The 20,085-nt window shown below is 71.3% G+C and carries 16 protein-coding genes; 11 read left to right on the top strand and 5 right to left on the bottom strand.

Going from position 1 to position 20,085, the window contains the following annotated elements:
* Window positions 1–59 precede the first annotated feature (59 nt).
* On the top strand, window positions 60–1,349 hold the full coding sequence (gene clpX / locus RZ50_RS14155) for an ATP-dependent Clp protease ATP-binding subunit ClpX (protein ID WP_196950255.1): 1,290 nt from the start codon (window positions 60–62) through the stop codon (window positions 1,347–1,349).
* Window positions 1,350–1,418: 69 nt separating this feature from the next.
* On the opposite strand, the gene RZ50_RS14150 is transcribed toward clpX, so the two are convergent.
* The gene (locus tag RZ50_RS14150; RefSeq protein ID WP_196950254.1) at window positions 1,419–2,264 is read right to left on the bottom strand and encodes a hypothetical protein; all 846 of its coding nucleotides are present in this window, start codon (window positions 2,262–2,264) and stop codon (window positions 1,419–1,421) included.
* A 189-nt stretch (window positions 2,265–2,453) separates the two neighbouring features.
* Here RZ50_RS14150 and RZ50_RS14145 point away from each other — a divergent pair, with 189 nt between their 5' ends.
* Together RZ50_RS14145 and RZ50_RS14140 are read left to right on the top strand one after the other, a co-directional pair.
* Window positions 2,454–5,090 carry a valine--tRNA ligase gene (locus RZ50_RS14145; protein WP_196950253.1) on the top strand — a complete coding sequence of 879 codons (2,637 nt, stop codon included), beginning with the start codon at window positions 2,454–2,456 and terminating at the stop codon, window positions 5,088–5,090.
* Between the two features lie 319 nt (window positions 5,091–5,409).
* Window positions 5,410–5,934 (top strand): hypothetical protein, encoded by a 525-nt coding sequence (locus RZ50_RS14140; RefSeq protein ID WP_196950252.1) that lies wholly within the window; start codon window positions 5,410–5,412, stop codon window positions 5,932–5,934.
* A gap of 28 nt (window positions 5,935–5,962) precedes the next feature.
* Here the strand turns inward: RZ50_RS14140 and RZ50_RS14135 are convergent, their stop codons facing one another.
* The 3 genes from RZ50_RS14135 to RZ50_RS14125 all read right to left on the bottom strand — a co-directional run bounded on the left by RZ50_RS14135 (window position 5,963) and on the right by RZ50_RS14125 (window position 10,313).
* Entirely contained in the window at window positions 5,963–7,513 is a 1,551-nt protein-coding gene (locus RZ50_RS14135; protein ID WP_196950251.1) for a chitinase, read from the bottom strand.
* Between the two features lie 162 nt (window positions 7,514–7,675).
* Window positions 7,676–8,821, bottom strand: a complete 1,146-nt coding sequence (gene wecB / locus RZ50_RS14130) for a non-hydrolyzing UDP-N-acetylglucosamine 2-epimerase (protein WP_254802482.1) — start codon at window positions 8,819–8,821, stop codon at window positions 7,676–7,678.
* A 58-nt stretch (window positions 8,822–8,879) separates the two neighbouring features.
* The gene (locus RZ50_RS14125; protein ID WP_254802481.1) at window positions 8,880–10,313 is read right to left on the bottom strand and encodes a glycosyltransferase; all 1,434 of its coding nucleotides are present in this window, start codon (window positions 10,311–10,313) and stop codon (window positions 8,880–8,882) included.
* Between the two features lie 185 nt (window positions 10,314–10,498).
* Between RZ50_RS14125 and RZ50_RS14120 the strand changes: the two genes are divergently transcribed.
* From RZ50_RS14120 to rodA, 8 genes are all read left to right on the top strand, one after another.
* Entirely contained in the window at window positions 10,499–11,890 is a 1,392-nt protein-coding gene (locus RZ50_RS14120; protein ID WP_196950250.1) for a folylpolyglutamate synthase/dihydrofolate synthase family protein, read from the top strand.
* Between the two features lies 1 nt (window position 11,891).
* On the top strand, window positions 11,892–12,242 hold the full coding sequence (locus RZ50_RS14115) for a DUF4233 domain-containing protein (RefSeq protein WP_196950249.1): 351 nt from the start codon (window positions 11,892–11,894) through the stop codon (window positions 12,240–12,242).
* Between the two features lie 110 nt (window positions 12,243–12,352).
* Window positions 12,353–12,766 (top strand): nucleoside-diphosphate kinase, encoded by a 414-nt coding sequence (ndk, locus tag RZ50_RS14110; RefSeq protein WP_196950248.1) that lies wholly within the window; start codon window positions 12,353–12,355, stop codon window positions 12,764–12,766.
* A 343-nt stretch (window positions 12,767–13,109) separates the two neighbouring features.
* Window positions 13,110–14,135, top strand: a complete 1,026-nt coding sequence (locus tag RZ50_RS14105) for a rod shape-determining protein (RefSeq protein WP_305853043.1) — start codon at window positions 13,110–13,112, stop codon at window positions 14,133–14,135.
* Between the two features lie 94 nt (window positions 14,136–14,229).
* Complete coding sequence (gene mreC, locus RZ50_RS14100) at window positions 14,230–15,150, top strand: rod shape-determining protein MreC (RefSeq protein WP_196950246.1); 921 nt, start codon at window positions 14,230–14,232, stop codon at window positions 15,148–15,150.
* A gap of 3 nt (window positions 15,151–15,153) precedes the next feature.
* On the top strand, window positions 15,154–15,795 hold the full coding sequence (gene mreD, locus RZ50_RS14095) for a rod shape-determining protein MreD (protein ID WP_196950245.1): 642 nt from the start codon (window positions 15,154–15,156) through the stop codon (window positions 15,793–15,795).
* Between the two features lie 57 nt (window positions 15,796–15,852).
* A complete protein-coding gene (mrdA, locus tag RZ50_RS14090) occupies window positions 15,853–18,153 on the top strand; it encodes a penicillin-binding protein 2 (RefSeq protein ID WP_196950244.1) in 2,301 nt (766 codons plus the stop codon).
* The gene (rodA, locus tag RZ50_RS14085) at window positions 18,150–19,349 is read left to right on the top strand and encodes a rod shape-determining protein RodA (RefSeq protein ID WP_196950243.1); all 1,200 of its coding nucleotides are present in this window, start codon (window positions 18,150–18,152) and stop codon (window positions 19,347–19,349) included. Before mrdA ends, rodA begins: the two co-directional genes overlap by 4 nt.
* 73 nt (window positions 19,350–19,422) lie before the next feature.
* Here the strand turns inward: rodA and RZ50_RS14080 are convergent, their stop codons facing one another.
* Entirely contained in the window at window positions 19,423–20,076 is a 654-nt protein-coding gene (locus tag RZ50_RS14080) for a nitroreductase family protein (protein WP_196950242.1), read from the bottom strand.
* Window positions 20,077–20,085: the final 9 nt, after the last annotated feature.

Raw genomic sequence — 20,085 nt, 5'->3', positions numbered from 1 at the left:
GGTCCACAGCACCAGGCCCCGGAACCCCCGCGGGGCCCCTGGCGAAGGGGAAGCACCTCGTGGCACGCATCGGAGACGGTGGCGACCTGCTCAAGTGCTCGTTCTGCGGCAAGTCGCAGAAGCAGGTGAAGAAGCTGATCGCCGGCCCAGGCGTGTACATCTGCGACGAGTGCATCGACCTGTGCAACGAGATCATCGAGGAGGAACTCGCCGAGACCTCCGAGGTCCGCTTCGAGGAGCTTCCGAAGCCGCGCGAGATCTACGAGTTCCTGGACCAGTACGTGGTCGGCCAGGACCTCGCCAAGAAGGCGCTGTCGGTGGCCGTCTACAACCACTACAAGCGCGTGCAGGCGGGCGAGGCGGGCCGCAGCGGGGGCAACGGCCGCGACGACGCGATCGAGCTCGCCAAGTCCAACATCCTGCTGCTGGGCCCCACCGGCTCCGGCAAGACGCTGCTGGCGCAGACCCTGGCCCGGATGCTCAACGTGCCGTTCGCGATCGCGGACGCCACCGCGCTGACCGAGGCCGGGTACGTCGGCGAGGACGTCGAGAACATCCTGCTCAAGCTGATCCAGGCGGCCGACTACGACGTCAAGAAGGCCGAGACCGGGATCATCTACATCGACGAGATCGACAAGGTCGCCCGCAAGAGCGAGAACCCGTCGATCACCCGTGACGTCTCCGGCGAGGGCGTGCAGCAGGCGCTGCTGAAGATCCTGGAGGGCACCACCGCGTCGGTGCCGCCGCAGGGCGGGCGCAAGCACCCGCACCAGGAGTTCATCCAGATCGACACCACCAACGTGCTGTTCATCGTCGGCGGCGCGTTCGCCGGCCTGGAGCGGATCATCGAGGGCCGCGCGGGTGCCAAGGGCATCGGCTTCGGCGCCAACATCCGCTCCAAGCGCGAGTCGGACGCCAGCGACCACTTCCGCCAGGTGATGCCCGAGGACCTGGTGAAGTTCGGCATGATCCCCGAGTTCATCGGCCGCCTCCCCGTGATCACCAGCGTGCACAACCTGGACCGCGAGGCGCTCCTGCAGATCCTCACCGAGCCGAAGAACGCGCTGGTCAAGCAGTACCGCAAGCTCTTCGAACTGGACGGCGTGGAGCTGGAGTTCTCCCGGGACGCGCTGGAGGCGATCGCCGACCAGGCGATCCTGCGCGGCACCGGCGCGCGCGGTCTGCGGGCCATCATGGAGGAGGTGCTGATGTCCGTGATGTACGAGGTCCCCTCGCGCCAGGACGTCGCCCGCGTGGTGGTCACCGGGGACGTCGTCTCCAAGCACGCCATCCCCACCCTCGTCCCACGCGACATGATCAAGCGCGAGCGCCGCGAGAAGAGCGCCTGAGCCGAGAGCTCCGAACGGAGGGGCCCCGCACCGGATCCGGTGCGGGGCCCTGCGCGTGGCGTGCGGGTGCTACTTGGCGACCTTCATGGCGTCGCGGATCGCCCGGGTCTTCTCCGCGGCCTGGTCCGGGGTGATGCCCTGGTTGCCGCCGTCACCGGTGCTGCCCAGGCTGAGCCTGGTGAAGGTGACCCGGCCGTAGGTGGACTTGTCCGCCCACACGCAGACCGTCGGCCCTGGCTTGCCCGCGATGACGCCGGCGACGCCGCAGCTGAGCTTCCCCGAGGACGCGTGGGCGTCCTTGGCGGGGTAGTCGGTCATCGGGGTGGTCCAGGTCAGCCCGCCGCTCTCCTTCTTCGAGTCGGCGATGATCTGGTCCGGGTCGTTGATCTCCCCGTAGATGCCGATGATCGAGAGCGAGTCCAGGTTCTTGACGTCGGTGCCCTTGCCGTAGCTGGCCCCCAGCCCGTGCAGGTCCTTGCCGAACTTCGCGACCTCGGGCTTGCTCATGTCGGCGGCCTCGTCCTTCGCCGACTTCTGGACGTAGCCGTCCAGCAGCGTCTGCGGGGCGCTGAGCTTGTACCGGCCGCCCTCGTCACCGCTTGCGCCCAGGAACTTCCACGCGGCGAAGCCGCCGCCGCCCAGCACCAGCGCGCCGACCACCAGGCCGATCACCAGCCCGCCCCTGCCCTTCGACGGGGGCGGCGGGTAACCCGGCTGGCCGTACGGCGCCTGCGGCGGGTAACCGTACGGGGGCTGCGGCTGCGGAGGGCCGTAGTGCTGCTGGGGCGGGTAGCCGTACGGGGGCTGCTGCGGCGGCGCGCCGTAGGGCGGCTGCGGCTGCGGCGGTCCGTACGGGGGCTGGCCCCCGTAGGGCTGCGGCTGACCTTGCGGGTACTGCTGTCCCTGGCCGTACATGTGTCCTCGTGCTCCCCCGCCGCACCCGCGGCCTGTCATGGTTCGGGTCGTTCCGTGTGCGCCCCGTCACCCGGACGAGCGCCCGGGCACGCTACCGCACGGCGTCCGGGCAGGGCCCCTCGGGCGGGGCGGGTCCGGGGACCGAAAGCGGTTCGTTACCAGCGCCCCCGGTTACGTAAACTGTGCGTCGTGACCGACACGACGAACCAGCGCCCCGTGAGCACCACCGGGGACGATGCGGCAACCCTCCCGACGACCTACACCCCCGCGGACGTAGAGGGCGAGCTGTACGAGCGCTGGGTAGAGCGTGGCTACTTCACCGCGGACGCCAAGAGCGACAAGCCCGCGTACACCATCGTCATCCCCCCGCCGAACGTCACCGGCGTCCTGCACCTGGGCCACGCCTTCCAGCACACGCTGATGGACGCGCTGACCCGCCGCAAGCGCATGCAGGGTTTCGAGACGCTGTGGCTGCCGGGCATGGACCACGCCGGCATCGCCACCCAGAACAAGGTCGAGCAGCAGCTCGCCGAGTCCGGCCTCTCCCGCCACGACCTGGGCCGCGAGGCCTTCGTCGAGAAGGTCTGGGAGTGGAAGAAGAGCTACGGTGGCCGCATCCTCGGCCAGATGCGCCGCCTCGGTGACGGCGTGGACTGGTCGCGCGAGCGCTTCACCATGGACGAGGGCCTCTCCCAAGCGGTCCAGACCATCTTCAAGCGCCTCTTCGACGACGGCCTGATCTACCGTGCCGAGCGCATCATCAACTGGTGCCCGCGCTGTCTCACCGCGCTGTCCGACATCGAGGTGGAGCACGAGGAGGTCCCCGGCGAGCTGGTCTCGATCCGCTACGGCGAGGGCGAGGACTCGATCGTCGTCGCCACCACCCGGGCCGAGACGATGCTGGGCGACACCGCCGTGGCCGTCCACCCGGAGGACGAGCGCTACAGGCACCTGATCGGCCGGACCATCAAGCTGCCGCTGACCGACCGTGAGATCCCGGTCGTCGCGGACGAGCACGTCGACCCGGAGTTCGGCACCGGCGCCGTCAAGGTGACGCCCGCGCACGACCCGAACGACTTCGCGATCGGCCAGCGCCACGGCCTGCCCAACCTGACCGTCATGGACGACCGCGGTGCGATCACCGTGCACGGCCCCTTCCTGGGCATGGACCGGCTGGAGGCCCGCTCGGCCGTTGTCGGCGCGCTGCGCGAGCAGGGCCGGATCGTCGCCGAGAAGCGCCCGTACATGCACGCCGTCGGCCACTGCTCGCGCTGCCACACGGTGGTCGAGCCGCGGCTGTCGCTGCAGTGGTGGGTCAAGGTCGAGCCGCTGGCCAAGGCCGCCGGCGACGCCGTCCGCGACGGCAAGGTGGAGATCCACCCGAAGGAGCTGGAGCGCCGCTACTTCGACTGGGTCGACAACATGTACGACTGGTGCATCTCGCGCCAGCTCTGGTGGGGCCACCGGATCCCGGTCTGGTACGGCCCCGACGGCGAGGTCGTCTGCGTCGGACCGGACGAGCAGCCGCCGACCGGAGAGGGCTGGCACCAGGACCCGGACGTCCTGGACACCTGGTTCTCCTCCGGCCTGTGGCCGTTCTCCACGCTCGGCTGGCCGGAGCGGACCCCGGACCTGGAGAAGTTCTACCCGACCGACGTCCTGGTGACCGGCCACGACATCATCTTCTTCTGGGTCGCCCGGATGATGATGTTCGGCCTGTACGCGATGGACGGCGAGGCGCCGTTCAAGACCGTTGCCCTGACCGGTCTGGTGCGCGACGAGTTCGGCAAGAAGATGTCGAAGTCCTCCGGCACCGCGGTCGACCCGCTGGACTGGATGGACGCCTACGGCGCCGACGCCGTCCGCTTCACCCTGGCCCGCGGTGCCAACCCGGGCGCCGACGTGCCGATCGGCGAGGACTGGGTCAAGGGCTCGCGCAACTTCTGCAACAAGATCTGGAACGCGACCCGCTTCGCGCTGATGAACGGCGCCACCGTCGAGGGCCCGCTGCCCGCGCCGGAGGAGCTGACCGCAGTCGACCGCTGGATCCTGTCGCGGCTGAACGCCACCGTCGCCGAGGTGGACGCGCTGTACGACGACTACCAGTTCGCCAAGGCCACGGACGCGCTGTACCACTTCGCCTGGGACGAGGTCTTCGACTGGTACGTCGAGCTCTCCAAGACCACCCTGGCCAAGGGCGGCCCGCAGGCGGACGCTTCGCGCCGGGTGCTCGGCGAGGTCCTGGACGTCACGCTGCGGCTGCTGCACCCGGTCGTCCCGTTCGTCACCGAGGCGCTGTGGACGGCCCTCACCGGCGCCGAGTCGCTGGTCGTCACCGAGTGGCCGAAGGACGGCGGCTACCGTGACGCGGCCGCCGAGTCGGAGATCGCCACGCTCCAGCAGGTGGTCACCGAGGTCCGCCGGTTCCGTTCGGACCAGGGTCTCCAGCCCGCGCAGCGGGTCCCGGCACAGCTGGAGCTGGCCGGCACCGTGCTGGCCGTCCACGAGGACGCGATCCGCTCGCTGCTGCGGCTGACCGTCCCCGAGGAGGGCTTCGCGGCCACCGCCTCGCTGCCGGTCGCCGGTGCCACCGTCTCGCTGGACCTCTCCGGCACCATCGACGTCGCGGCGGAGCGCAAGCGCCTCGCCAAGGACCTCGCGGCCGCCGAGAAGGAGAAGACCCAGACCACCGCCAAGCTCGGCAACGAGGCCTTCCTGGCCAAGGCGCCGGACGACGTGGTCGCCAAGATCCGGGGCCGTCAGGAGGCCGCCGAGGCCGACATCGCCCGGATCACCGCCCAGCTGGCGGCGCTGCCGCAGGGCTGATCCGCCCGAGCCGACGAGGGGCCGCACTCCGCGACGCGCGGGGTGCGGCCCCTCGGCGTTTCCCGGCGCGTCGTCCGGGGTGTCTCCCGGCGCGTCTTCCAGGGTCTGTTTTCGCTACGCCTAATAGCCCAGCCGCATTGCTCCCTTCCGGCGAATATTCATCCCGGACCGGGTGAGGTCCTATTCCGAGCGAATTGATTCCGGTCTTGCCCGCGCGCGTTCGCGGAAGTTTGCAGGTCCGATGTGTACGGTGTGCACGGAGTTTCCGAAGGTGTTTCCGCTGAGCGTTCCTGCTGAGCGACGAACGGGAGGGCATGGCGTGGTGGTGACCGAGGAGTTGGCCCAGGAACTGCCTGCCGAGGCGGTCGAGGAGGCCAAGGCCAGGGCGGCGACGCTGTTGCTCGCCTTCCGGCACGGGAACCAGATCGCGTTCGACCACGAGCTGGACCTGCTGTTCGAGGAGAACGTCGAGCGGGAGGTGGCCACCCTGCTGGCCTGGATCGCCGCCGAGGCCGTCCGCAAGGCGTACGCTCCCGAGGTCGGCGACCGGGTGCTGCGGGCGATGGCCCGGCGGGCGCCGGAGGACACCGGCGCGGTCCAGGTGGACGAGGAGACCGCGAACGCCGCCCAGCTGATCGAGGCGGTCGCGGCCGGCGAGGTCGCCGAGGTGCGCGGCCTGGTCGCCTCGACCCCGGACACCACCTACCTGCTCGGCGGTCTGCTGCAGGGCGTGGCGATGATGCTGCCGCTGCTGCCCGAGGGCGAACTGGACGAGATCACCGCCGAGTTGCGCCGCCGGCACGGCGGCACCGCGCACGTCCCGGAGGCCCGGGCCGGGGGCTGACCCCCGGGCCCGGGCCGCCGGAGGGCCGCTACGGCATGGCGTGCAGGTGGCCGCCGATGGTGTTGGCGACCGGGTTGCCCGCCTTGGCGTCCCAGTTGGTCGACCAGGTCATCGCCCCGCCGATGCCGGGCCAGGTGGTGTCCGGCTTGTAGCTGCCGCAGCCGGTGCCGGCGGCCAGGCAGTCCAGCGCGCTGTTGACGACGCCCGGGTCGACGTAGCCGCCGCCCGCCGCGCTGGTGGAGGCCGGCACCCCGAGGCCCACCTGGTCGGGCCGCAGCCCGCCCTTGAGCTGGATGCAGGCCAGGCCGGTGAGGAAGTTCTCGGTGCCCTGCGAGTAGACGTTGCCGTCGCAGCCGTTCATCGCGCCGGAGTTGTAGTACTGCATGTTGACGATGGTGAGGATGTCCTTCACGTTCAGCGCCAGCTTGAAGTACTCCATCCCGGTCGACTGCATGTCGATGGTCTGCGGCGCCATGGTGAGGATGAACCCGCTTCCCGCCTTTGCGGCCAGGGAATGCAGCGCCTGCGCCATGTAGGTGGAGTTGATGCCGTTCTCCAGGTCGATGTCGATCCCGTCGAAGCCGTAGTTCTGCATCAGCGTCCAGGCGCTGTTGGCGAAGTTGGCGGCGGAGGTGGAATCGCTCACCGAGACCGTGCCGTTCTGGCCGCCGATCGAGAGCACCACGCGCTTTCCGGCCGCCCGCTTGGCCGCGATGTCGGCCTTGAACTGGGCGTCGGTGTAGCCGCCGAGGTGGGAGGAGAGCGTCGGGTCGAGGGTGAAGCTCAGGCCGCCGGGCGTGGTGGTGGCGTCGGCGAAGGAGACCGCGATGACGTCGTAGGCGGCCGGGACGTCGCTGATCCGCTGCACGGTGGCGCCGTTGTCGAAGTTCTGCCAGTAGCCGGTGAGGATGTGCTTGGGCAGGCCGGGCGGCTTCCCGGTGGAGGTGGCGGTCGGGCTGCCGCTGCCGGTGCCGGTGGGGGAGGGGCTGCCGGTGCCGGTGCCGGTCGGGCTGGGGCTCGGGGAGGAGGAGCCGGTCGGGCTGGGGGAGGACGGCGTGCCGCCGGGCCCGAGCAGGGAGACGTCGTCGGCGAGGAAGGGCTGCTGCCCGTACCAGCCGTGCAGGTAGACGGTGACGCTGGTGGTGCCCGGACCGGTGGTGAAGGAGGTCGACAGCTGGGTCCAACTCGGCGAGCTGGTCCAGGTGCTGGGGTCGGTGCCGCCGGTGCCGCGGGCACCGAGGTAGATGTACGAGCCCTGCACCCAGGAGCTCAGGGTGTACGTGGAGGAGGGCTGCACGGCGACGGTCTGGGTGCACTCGCCGGTGTCGCCCGCGCCCGGGGTGGACTGCAGGGCGTAGGTGCCGGAGTGCGCGGTGGTGCTCTGGACGGTGCCGTTGGTGCAGGTCCAGCCGCTGAGGTTGCCGGTCTCGAAGCCGCCGTTGGTGATCAGGTCGGTGTCGGCGGCGTGGGCGCCGGGGCCGTTGGCCAGGACGAGTCCGCCCAGGCCGAGGGCGATGGCGCTCGCCCCGGCGAGCAGGGAGTGGACGGCGCGCGGGCGCCGGTGTCGGGCAGGTGGCATGACTCCATCTCCAGTGGGGGAGGCCCGGCGGCGCCCTGTGGGGGAGCGCCGTCCGGGGGTGTCGATGGTGCGCGTGCGGGAGCTACCGACAGCTCAAGTCCCTGTTGGGAACGGAGACTTGCCTCACAAGGTGGAGTAGACCAATTCGACTGTCAAGAGCACCTACGCGGCCAGCGGCACGGCCCCGGCCCGGCCGGGCCCGGCGAGTGCGCTGGTCAGCGCGGCGATCCGGGCCGAGGCGCGGCCGTCGCCGTACGGGCTCGGGGTGGCCGCGAGCCGGGCCAGCCGGTCGGGGGTGTCGGACAGCCAGGCACGGGCCAGCCCGCCCAGCTCCTCGCCGGGCTGCACGAGCGCGGCGAAGCCCGCCGCCACCGCCTCCGGGCGCTCGGTGGAGCGGCGCACCACCAGCAGCGGGCGGCCGAGGACGGTGCACTCCTCCTGCACGCCGCCGGAGTCGGAGACCAGCAGCGCGGCGTGGCTCGCCAGGCCCAGGAAGTCGCCGTAGCCGACCGGCCCGGTGACGGCCAGGCGCTCCAGCAGGCCGTCCAGCCCGAAGCGCTCGACGGCGGCCCGGGTGCGCGGGTGCATCGGGAACAGCACGGGGGTGCCGGCCCCGGCGATCCGGTCCAGCTCGGCGAGCACCGCGCCGAGCGCCTCGGCGGTGTCGGTGTTCTCCGGGCGGTGCACGGTGGCCAGCACGTATCCGTCCGGGCGCAGTCCGTGCCCGGCGAGCAGCGCGGCGCGGGCCGCCCCGTCCGGCAGCTGACGGCGGACCACCTCGACCACGGTGTTGCCGGTGAGCTCGATCCGGCCCTGGTCGAGCGACTCGGCGCGCAGGTTGGCGACGTTGTCCTCGGTGGCGGCGCAGAGCAGGTCGGAGACGTGGTCGACCATCACCCGGTTGTGCTCCTCGGGCATCGCCCGGTCGTAGCTGCGCAGCCCGGCCTCGACGTGCACCAGCGGGATCTCCCGGGCGTTGGCGGCCAGTGCTCCGGCGAGGGTGGCGTTGGTGTCGCCCTGGACGACCACGGCGGCGGGGCGGTCCTCGGCGAAGGCGGCGTCCAACTGGCCGAGGGACTGGGCGATCTGGCCGGCCCGGGGGCGGCCGCCGACCCCGGTGAGCAGCTCCGGCCGGGGCAGGTTCAGGTCGCGCAGGAACCGGCCGGACATCGCCTCGTCCCAGTGCTGACCGGTGTGCACCAGCCGGGTGGCGTCGCCGAGTTCGTGGATCAGCGGGGCGAGCTTGACCAGTTCGGGGCGGGTGCCGAGGACGACGGCGACGCTGGACGGCGGCAGGCAGGTGCTCAAGGGGGGCTCCGGTGGGGGAGGAGGTGCGGGGCGGCGGGGGAGGGGGTACCGGGGCGGCTCAGGATTCGAGCGCGGTCGGGGCGCCGAGGGCGACCTTCTCGGCGTTGCGCCGGGTCTTGGCCCAGCCGTTGCGGCCGAGCAGCATCCGTAGGGCGGCCCGGGTCGCGACCACGAACAGGTGGTAGGCGTAGAGCCAGACCAGGAGGCCCCAGACCAGCCCGGTGAGCCGGCGGCGGTCGGGGTGGACGGCCTTGCGGTAGGCGAGGCCCCAGAGGACCATCGGCAGCGCGGCGAGCGCGAAGGCGAGCAGCATCCACGGGCCGAACCGGAGCTGGAACTCGACGGTCTCGGCGGGGAAGAGCACCAGCCCGGCGCCGGTGATCCCGAGGGACAGCGGGAAGAGCAGCACCAGCAGCACGCAGACCACGGGCTGCAGGAAGGTGTACATCACCTCGGCCTTGCCGGACGGGGTGTAGTGCGGTGAGCGCAGCACCCGGCCGGTGTAGCGCAGGCACTGCATGTTGCCCTGGGCCCAGCGGGTGCGCTGGGTGAGGAAGCGGCGCAGCGAGATCAGGGCCTCCTGGGAGACCTGGGCCTCGGTGACGTGGGTGAGCCGCCAGCCGGCCAGCCGCAGGTCGAGGCCGGACTCGTAGTCCTCCAGTAGGGCGCGCTCGGGCCACGGGCGGCCGGCCCGGCCCTCCTCGACGGTGAGCGAGTCGAGCGCGGAGAGCCGGACGAACTGGCCGTTGCCGCCGAGGCCGACGCTGCCGGTGCGGCGGCGCAGCAGCTGCATGCCGGTGTTGTTGGCCTGGAACTCGACGTCCTGCATCCGCACGAGCGCGCGGGCGAGGGCGTTGGCGGTGCGGCCGCGGCCGGGCAGCGGGCGCTCGTCGTCGGCGTTGCGCATCCGGACGCCGATCTGCACCGCGCCGGTGTCGGGGCGGCCGAGCGCCTTGGGGTTGCAGACCTGGTCGAGGGTGCCCGGGTCGAGCCGGCCGTCGGCGTCGACGACGCCGATCACCACCCGGGAGCGGTCGGTGGACTCGGGGAGCCAGGCGGAGATCTCGCGGTAGGCGGCGTTGAGCGCGGCGCCCTTGCCGATCCGGGCGTGCGGGCGGCGGCGCTGGACGAGGTGGACGCGCGGGTCGTGGGCCGCGGCGGCGAGGACGAGCTCGCGGGTGGCGTCCTCGCTGTCGTCGTCGATCACCCACAGGTGGGCCCCGGGCGCGCTGGTCCGCAGGCCGTCCAGGGTCTGGGTGACCACGGCCTCCTCGTCGCGGCAGGGGATGACCAGGTGCCACTGGAAGGCGGACGGGTCGCCGGGCTCGGCGGGCAGGTTGTGCCGGAAGGCGTGGCGGGAGCCGGCCCAGTACACGAGGAAGCGTCCGAAGACGAGGGCCATGTAGCCGACGAGCGCCAGGGAGATCAGTCCGGCGAACCAGACGATGACGTCCTGGCGGAGCACGATCCAGTCGTGCATGACGTCGGGCATGGCGGGGTGCTCCTCATGATCAAAGGCAGACGGCTCCTGGAAATTGCGAATCGATGCTTCATTGCCGTTCAAACTCGCTGAATCGATAGTAAAGGGATCAAATTAGGTGATCATGGCAAAGAGTGGACAAAGTGGTCGTTCTCACCCCGTGAGAACACACCGCCGCCGCTCCGTAGACTGTGGTCGTGAGCGACAAGGCCGACCCGAACCCGTACACCCTCCGCCCCTCCGACGGCGGTCCCGGCGACACCCTGCGGGACGTCGAACTGGAGCTGTCCAAGCGCTGGCCGGAGAACAAACTGGAGCCCTCGCTCGACCGGATCGAGGCGCTGATGGACATCCTGGGCCAGCCCCAGCGGTCCTTCCCCTCCATCCACGTCACCGGCACCAACGGCAAGACCTCCACCGCCCGGATGATCGAGCAGCTGCTCAACACCTTCGAGCTGCGCACCGGGCGCTACACCAGCCCGCACGTGGAGAGCGTCACCGAGCGGATCAGCCTGGACGGCGCCCCGATCACCCCCGAGCGCTTCGTCGAGGTCTACCGCGACATCGAGCCCTACGTGCAGATGGTCGACGCGGCGCAGCCGGTGGCGATGTCCTTCTTCGAGGTGCTGACCGGCATGGCCTACGCGGCCTTCGCCGACGCCCCGGTGGACGTCGCCGTGGTCGAGGTCGGCATGGGCGGCACCTGGGACGCCACCAACGTCATCGACGCCGCCGTCGCGGTGATCACCCCGATCGGTCTGGACCACACCGACAAGCTCGGCGAGACCACCGGCGAGATCGCGGGCGAGAAGTCCGGGATCATCAAGTCCGGTGCCGTCGCCGTGGTCGCCCAGCAGCAGCTGGACGCCGCCCAGACCATCCTGCGCCGGGCCGTCGAGGTGGACGCCACGGTCGCCCGCGAGGGCATGGAGTTCGGCGTGATCCGCCGTGAACTCGCCGTCGGCGGCCAGCTGGTGACCCTGCGCGGGCTCGGCGGCGAGGAGTACGAGGACGTCTTCATCCCGCTGCACGGCGAGTACCAGGCGCACAACGCGGCGCTGGCGCTGGCCGCGGTCGAGGCCTTCTTCGGCGTCGGCGGCGCCCGCGGCGGCCAGCTCGACGTCGACAAGATCCGCCAGGCCTTCTCCGGCGTCTCCTCGCCGGGCCGCCTGGAGATCGTCCGCCGCAGCCCCACGATCATCCTGGACGCCGCGCACAACCCGCACGGCGCCCAGGCCACCGTCGCCGCGATCTCCGAGTCCTTCGGCTTCACCCGCCTGGTCGGCGTGGTCGGCACCTCCGGGGACAAGGACGTGGCCGGCGTGCTGGAGGCCTTCGAGCCGATACTGGCCGAGGTCGTCGTCACCCAGAACTCCACCCACCGCGCGATGGACGTGGACGCGCTCGCGGCCCTGGCCGTCGAGATCTTCGGCGAGGACCGCGTCCAGGTCGAGCCCCGGCTCGACGACGCCATCGCCGCCGCCGTCACCCTGGCCGAGGAGGAGGGCGACCTCGGCGGCGCCGGGGTGCTGGTCACCGGTTCGGTCATCACGGTGGGCGAGGCCCGCCTGCTGCTCGGGAGGAAGTGACATGAGGACGCTCTGCTCCTCGACACTGATCGGCGAGGCGTTGCTGATCATGTTCGCGGCGCTGGTCGCGATGCGGCTCTCCGACGTCTCCACCGGGGAGATCTGGACGGTCAGCGGCATCGCGATGGCCCTGTGCATCGTGCTCTGCGGCATGATCAACCGGCCCGGCGCGGTGCAGATCGGCTGGGCGCTCCAGATCGGCCTGATCGCCAGCGGCTTCATCCTGCCGACCATGTTCGGCCTCGGCCTGGTCTTCGCCGGCCTGTGGTGGTGCTCGGTGCACTACGGCCGCAAGGTCGACGAGTTCAAGGCCGCCCGCGCGGCCGCGGAGGCCGTGCCCGTACAGGCATAGATGCCGGACCGGCGAGCCGACACGCCGTGTACGCAAGGTAACCTCTGCCGTGTCGGCTCCCGCTCCGTCGGCCCGACCGTCAGCCGTACCGAACACCCAGGAGACGCACCGTGTCCCAGCGCACTCTCGTCCTGCTCAAGCCCGACGCCGTCCGCCGCGGCCTGGCCGGCGAGATCATCAGCCGCATCGAGCGCAAGGCCGGCTGGCGGTTCGCCGCCGTCGAGCTGCGCACCTTCGACCGGGCGACGCTGGAGCAGCACTACGCGGAGCACGTCGGCCGCCCGTTCTACGAGCCGCTGCTGGAGTTCATGACCTCCGGTCCGTCGATCGCGCTGATCGTCGAGGGCGAGGAGGTCGTGCGCGGCATCCGCATGCTGGCCGGGGCCACCAACCCGCTGGAGGCCGGGGCCGGCACCATCCGCGGCGACTACGCGACGATCACCCGCGAGAACCTGATCCACGCCTCCGACTCCCCGGAGTCCGCCGAGCGCGAGATCAAGATCTTCTTCCCGGCGCACGCCTGATCCGGGGCCGGGACGGCCGCCCGGGAGACCGGGCGACACGCCCGGAAGGACGTTCGTACCGCCCCGGTCGGGACCATTGGCCCGGCCGGGGCATTCTTATCGTGAAATAGGGAACTGGGGGCGCCGACACGGCGTCCCAATCCTCGGAGAAGCGATCACGCTCCGGACAATGGACGGTATGCCCCACGTCGACGTCCGTACCGCGCGGCGTGACTACGATGGACGCGACTCAAGGGCCCGGTAAGGCAGCTCAGCTGGTCTCCGCCCAAGCGTGGGCGCGCGCATCCGTCCACCCCCATGAACTCCGAGCCCGGGAAGGCACCTACACCCCATGGCGAGCAACCTGTCGTTCATCGGCCGCGACTTGGCGATCGACCTCGGAACAGCCAATACGCTGGTGTACGTCAGGGGCAAGGGCATCGTCCTCAACGAGCCGTCCGTCGTCGCGGTCAACACCAACACCGGTGGGATCCTCGCGGTCGGCGCCGAGGCCAAGAAGATGATCGGCCGCACGCCGGGCAACATCGTCGCCATCCGCCCGCTCAAGGACGGCGTGATCGCCGACTTCGAGATCACCGAGCGGATGCTGCGCTACTTCATCCTCAAGATCCACCGCCGCCGCTACCTCGCCCGCCCGCGCGTCGTGGTCTGCGTGCCCTCCGGCATCACCGGGGTCGAGCGCCGCGCCGTCATCGAGGCCTCCTCGCAGGCCGGCGCCCGCCAGGTGCACATCATCGAGGAGCCGATGGCCGCCGCGATCGGCGCCGGACTCCCCGTCCACGAGGCCACCGGCAACATGGTCGTCGACATCGGCGGCGGCACCACCGAGGTCGCCGTCATCTCCCTCGGCGGCATCGTCACCGCCCAGTCCATCAGGGTGGCCGGCGACGAGCTCGACAACGCGATCGTCCAGCACATCAAGAAGGAGTACTCCCTCCTCCTCGGCGAGCGCAGCGCCGAGCAGATCAAGATGAGCATCGGCAGCGCCTTCGGCGCGGAGGGCGAGAAGGACGAGCACGCCGAGATCCGCGGCCGCGACCTGGTCAGCGGCCTGCCCAAGACCGTGGTCATCTCCGCCGCCGAGGTCCGCGAGGCCATCGACGAGCCGGTCAACGCCATCATCGACGCGGTCAAGACCACCCTCGACCAGTGCCCGCCCGAGCTGGCCGGCGACGTCATGGACCGCGGCATCGTGCTCACCGGCGGCGGCGCCCTGCTGCGCGGCCTGGACGAGCGGCTGCGCCGCGAGACCGGCATGCCGATCCACATCGCCGAGAACCCGCTCGACTCCGTCGCGCTCGGCTCCGGCAAGTGCGTCGAGGAGTTCGAGGCGCTCCAGCAGGTACTGGACGCCTCGCCGCGCCGTTAGCACCACGACGAATCCGACACTCAACTGAACGGGCCGCCGCCCGGGCCCCACAGCCCCGGGCGGCCGCCCGGTACGAAGGGGCAGTACCAGCACCGTGAGGGACACACGAGAGAGCCGGCTGCTGCTCATCCTGCTGGTGGCCGTCGCCTTCGCGCTCATCACCGTGGACATCAAGGGCGGTGAGGACTCCCCGCTCGGCCCGGCCCGGCACGCGGCCGCCAGCGTCCTCGGTCCGGTCGAGCGCGGCGCCGCCACCGTCGTGGACCCGGTGGCCAACACCGTCCGGGCCTTCCGCGACGCCGCCACCGACAGCGGCCGCGCGGACCAGCTCGCCCGCGAGAACACCGAACTACGGCAGAAGCTCGCCTCCTCCGACATGGCCGCCGGGCGCACCAAACAGCTGGACGACCTGCTGCGCACCGCCGGCGCCGGCGGCTACACCGTCAAGGCCGCCCAGGTCATCGCGATCGGCCCGGCCCAGGGCTTCTCCTGGACCATCACCATCGACGCGGGCAGCGACGACGGCCTGACCCGCGACATGACGGTGATCAACGGCCAGGGCCTGGTCGGCCGGATCACCACCGTCGCCCCGACCACCTCCACCGTGCTGCTCGCCTCCGACCCCGGCTTCTCGGCCGGCACCCGGCTGGAGGGCAGCGGCGAGATCGGCTTCGCCTCCGGCGGTGGCGACAGCCCGATGAAGGTCTCCCTGCTCAACGGAAAGGCGCAGGTCAAGGCTGGCGACCGGCTGGTCACCTTCGGCTCGCAGAGCGGCCGCCCGTTCGTGCCCGGCGTCCCGGTCGGCAAGGTCGTCGAGGTCCAGGCCAACGCGGGCCAGCTGACCAAGACCGTCCTGGTCGAGCCGTTCGTCCAGTTCACCCGGCTGGACCTGGTCGGTGTGGTGGTGGTGCCGCCGCGCGCCGACCCGCGTGACGCCGTCCTGCCGCCGGCCCAGGGTCAGGCGCCGGCCACCGCGCCCGCCGCCTCGCCCGCCAATCCCACTGGGGGGAACTGAGCCATGCGCCTCGCCCGCATCCCCGTCTCCGCCGTCCTGATCCTGCTCGGCCTGATCCTCCAGGTCAGCGTGTTCGGCCGGCTCCAGCTCCCGGGGGCCACCCCGGACATACTGCTGCTGGTCGTGGTCGGCCTGGCCATGGTCTACGGCCCGACCGGCGGCTGCCTGGTCGGCTTCTCGGCCGGCCTGCTGGCCGACCTCGCGCCGCCCTCCGACCACGCGATCGGCCGCTACGCGCTGGTGCTCTGTCTGATGGGCTACGCCGCCGGGCTGCTGCGCTCCGAGTACGGCCGCCAGCGCTCCGTCTTCGGCTCGCTGCTGGTGGTCGGCGCCGCGTCGATCGCCTCCACCCTGCTGTACGCGACGGTCGGCGCCCTGGTCGGCGACACCGCGGCCCGGCACGTCGGCCTCGGCGGCCTGGTGATCAGCGCCCTGCTGTACGACCTGCTGCTGGCCCCGTTCGTGGTGCCGCTGGTGATGATGTTCGGCCGCCGCTTCGGCCGCGACCCGGTGGCCGCCGCCAGCGACGACGACGAGGGCGGCCCGGGCCTGGGCTCGCTGGCCCGCTACCGGACCACGCGTGACATCTCGTCCGGCCCGTCCTACAAGAAGCGGCGCGTGCCCGGCTTCGCCCGGCGCCCGTAACCGGCCCGTCCCGGCCCCCGACCTCCTGACCTTCCCGTATCCTGGAGCGCACGAGACGTGAGCAACATCCCCGAGACCGGCCGCACCCGGCGGGTGACGATCCGTCTGGTGGTGCTGCAGATCCTGGTGCTGTCGCTGCTCGCCACCCTCGGCGGGCGGCTGTGGTACCTGCAGATCCGCAACGCCAAGGAGTACACCGCCAAGGCGACCGGCAACCACATCCGCGAGGTGGTCGAACCGTCCGTCCGCGGCGAGATCCTGGACGCCTCCGGGCGGGTCCTGGCCGGCAACGAGACCCGGCTGGTGGTCTCCGTCAGCCGCACCTCGCTGCTCCAGCAGAAGGACGGCGGCAAGGCGGTCCTGGCCCGGCTGGCCGACGTGCTCGGGATGCCCGCCAAGGACGTGCAGGAGAAGGTCCGGCTCTGCGACGCCAAGACCCCGCAGCCCTGCTGGAACGGTTCTCCCTACCAGCCGATCCCGGTCACCAAGGACGCGACCACCCAGCAGGCGATGCAGATAATGGAGCGCCGCGAGGACTTCCCCGGGATCACCGCGCAGCCCACCGCCCTGCGCCGCTACACCGGTGCCGAGGGCGCGAACATGGCCCAGGTGCTCGGCTACCTCTCGCCGGTCACCGACGACGAGGTCAGCAAGACCGCCGACAAGAGCGGACTGGACCGCTACCTGCCGGCCGACCAGATCGGCCGGGCCGGCCTGGAGTCGGTGTACGACCGCGACCTGCGCGGCACCGCGGGCGTCACCAAGCTGGAGGTGGACAACCTCGGCCGGGTGATCGGCACCGCCGGCACCGTCGCCCCGCAGACCGGCAACAACCTGGTCACCAGCATCGACGCCCGGGTGCAGAAGGTGGTCGAGGACAACCTGGCGCAGGCCATGGCCGACGCCCGGAACACCTTCGACAAGGTCACCAACCGCAACTACGAGGCCGACTCCGGCGCCGCCGTCGTGATGGACGTGCACACCGGCCGGATCATCGCGATGGCGAGCGCGCCGACGTACGACCCCAACCTCTGGGTGGGCGGCATCAGCGGCAAGGACTACCAGACGCTGACCGGCAAGGACTCCAACTTCCCGCTGCTGAACCGGGCCATACAGGGCCAGTCCGCCCCCGGCTCGACCTTCAAGGTCGTCTCCACCACCGCCGCCGTGCAGGCCGGCTACTCGCTCGACGGCCACTACGACTGCCCGAAGAGCATGACCATCGGCGGTCGCGAGTTCAAGAACTTCGAGAGCGAGAACTTCGGCCAGATCTCCCTGGAGAAGGCGCTGGAGGTCTCCTGCGACACCGTCTTCTACGGCCTGGCGTACGACCAGTGGATGAAGGACGGCGGCATCAAGCCGAAGAAGGATCCGGGCGACTGGTTCTTCAAGACCGCCCACGAGTTCGGCCTCGGCGCCAAGACCGGCATCGACCTGCCGTCCGAGGTCCCCGGCCGGGTGCCGGACCGGCAGTGGAAGCAGTCCTTCTACGACAACAACAAGGACGCCTGGTGCGCGCAGGCGCAGAAGGGCGGCAACAGCTTCTCCGACCAGATCGCCCGGGAGAACTGCGTCGACGGCTACCAGATGCGCGCCGGTGACGCCGTCAACTTCGCGATCGGGCAGGGCGACACCCTGGTCACCCCGGTCCAGATGGCCCGGATCTACTCGGCGCTGGCCAACGGCGGCACCTTCTACCGGCCGACCATCGCCAAGGCGGTGATAAGCCCGAGCGGGGACCTCGTCCGCGAGATCGCCCCGCACGAGGACGCCAAGTTCCCCGGCGACCAGAAGCTGCTCAGCTACATCGACCAGGCCACCGCGGGCGTCATCACCAGCGGTACCGCCGCCTGGAAGTTCGCCGGGGCCGGCTGGCCGCAGAACAAGATCGAGCTGCACGCCAAGACCGGCACCGCCGAGGTCGAGGGCAAGCAGACCACCTCCTGGCTGACGACGTACAGCAAGGACTACGCGGTCGTCATGACGATAAGCCAGGGTGGCACCGGCTCCGGCGGTTCCGGTGACGCCGTCCGCCGGATCTACCAGTCGCTGTACGGCGTGGACGACAAGGGCAACATCGACAACGGCAAGGCGCTGCTGCCGGCGCCGCAGGCCGAGCTGCCGAAGTTCAACCCGGACGGCACCGCGATCATCAAGCCGGCCTCCTACACCGTCGACCAGGCCACCGGCGCGGTGCTCCAGGCCCCGGTGCCGTTCGACGCCGCCTCGGCGCAGTCCGGTCCGGCCCTGGCCGCGACCTTCCTCGACCCGATGCCGCCGGCCGACGGCCAGGCCCCGTACACCGCGGCCGACGCCGCGCTCGAACCGAACCGAGGCCCGGGAAGGGGGCGGTCATGACCTCCTACGGCTCCTACCGGCAGCTGCGGCTGAGCCCGCAGCGCACCGGGGTCTCCAAGGCCCTGGCCAAGGACTCGCCGCTGTGGCGGCTGGACTGGATACTGCTGCTGGCCGCGCTGGCCCTGTCGCTCGGCAGCTCGCTGCTGGTCTGGTCGGCCACCCGGGGGCGCGACAACCTGACCCACGGGGACCCGCAGTACTTCCTGTACCGGCACCTGACCAACGTCGTGGTCGGGCTGGTGCTGTGCGCCGTGGTGATAGCGATAGGGAGTCGGCGCTTCCGCACCATCGTGCCGTTCTTCTACGCCGGCGTGATGCTGCTGCTGATGGCCACGCTCAGCCCGCTGGGCTCGACCATCAACGGCGCGCACTCGTGGATCCAGCTCGGCGGCGGCTTCTCGGTCCAGCCGGCCGAGTTCGCGAAGCTGGCGATCCTGCTGTCGATGGCGGTCGTGCTGGCGGACCAGGTGGACGCGGGGGAACGGGAGTTCCCCTCGCACCGGGCGGTGTTCCGTGGGCTGATCTGGGCCTGCGTGCCGATGGGCCTGGTGCTGCTGATGCCGGACGCCGGGTCGGTCATGGTGATGTCCGCGATAGTGCTGGGCATCCTGCTCGGCTCGGGCGCGGCCAACCGCTGGGTGGTCGGCCTGCTGGTGGTCGGCGTCGGCGGGAGCGTCGCGGTCTGGAAGCTCGGGCTGCTGAGCCAGTACCAGATCGACCGCTTCGCCGCCTTCGCCAACCCGCAGCTGGACCCGAACGGCGTCGGCTACAACACCGCGCAGGCCCGGATCGCGATCGGCTCGGGCGGGCTGACCGGCAAGGGGCTGTTCCACGGGACGCAGACCGTCGGGCAGTTCGTGCCGGAGCAGCAGACCGACTTCGTGTTCACCGTCGCCGGTGAGGAGCTGGGCTTCGTCGGCGCGCTGGCGATCATCGCGCTGGTCGGCGTGATCCTGTGGCGGGCCTGCCGGATCGCCCGCCAGGCGACCGACCTGTACGGGACGATCGTGTCGGCCGGGATCATCGCCTGGCTCTCCTTCCAGGCCTTCGAGAACATAGGGATGTGCCTGGGCATCATGCCGGTCGCGGGCATCCCGCTGCCCTTCGTCTCCTACGGGGGATCCTCGATGTTCGCGGTCTGGATCGGCATCGGGCTGCTCCAGGCGGTGCGCAGCCAGCGGCCGATAGCGGCCTGATCGCCCGTCCTCCGAAGGGGCCGGTCCGGGACTCCCGGGCCGGCCCCTTCGCGTGGGCCGTGCGTGCGGTGGGCTACCAGGTGTCCCAGTGGGCGATGTCGGCGGTGGCGACCCGGGGGCCGGGGCGGAAGTCGGTGCCCAGGGTGTGCGCGAGCGGGATCAGGGCGGCCTGCGCGACGGTCTCGTACGGGAGGCCGAGCACGGCGGCGGCCTCGCGCTCGTAGTGCAGGTGCGCGGTGGTCCAGGCGGTGCCGAGGCCGCGGGAGCGGGCGGCGAGCATGAACTGCCAGGTGGCCGGGAGGATCGAACCCCAGGTGTTGGCCTGGCCGACGTGGGTGTCCAGCTCGCGCCGGTCCTTGATCCGGATGCACGGCACCACCAGGACGGGCACCTCGTGCAGGTGGTCGAACAGGTGCTGGGCGCTCTCGGCGAGCCGGACGCGGCGGTGGTGGTCGCCGGTGGTGCGGTCCACGCCGGTGGCGGCGGTCCGCTGTCGGGGGCGGACCAGGCCGAGCCGGTAGAACTCGGCCAGGGCGGCGCGGCGCTGAGGGTCGGTGACGACCACGAAGTCCCAGCGCTGGCGGTTGCGGCCGGTGGGCGCCTGGGTCGCGAGGGCCAGGCACTCCTCGATCAGCGGGCGTTCCACCGGGCGGGTGAGGTCGAGGCGCTTGCGGACGGCGCGGGTGGTGGTGAGCAGCTCGTCGGGGGTCAGGGCGGGGTGCGGCACGGGGCGGCC

The organism is Kitasatospora sp. SUK 42, assembly GCF_015776785.2.
Lineage (GTDB): Bacteria > Actinomycetota > Actinomycetes > Streptomycetales > Streptomycetaceae > Kitasatospora.
Note: the sequence above shows the minus strand (reverse complement) of the source record. Positions and strands in the feature narration are given on the sequence as shown.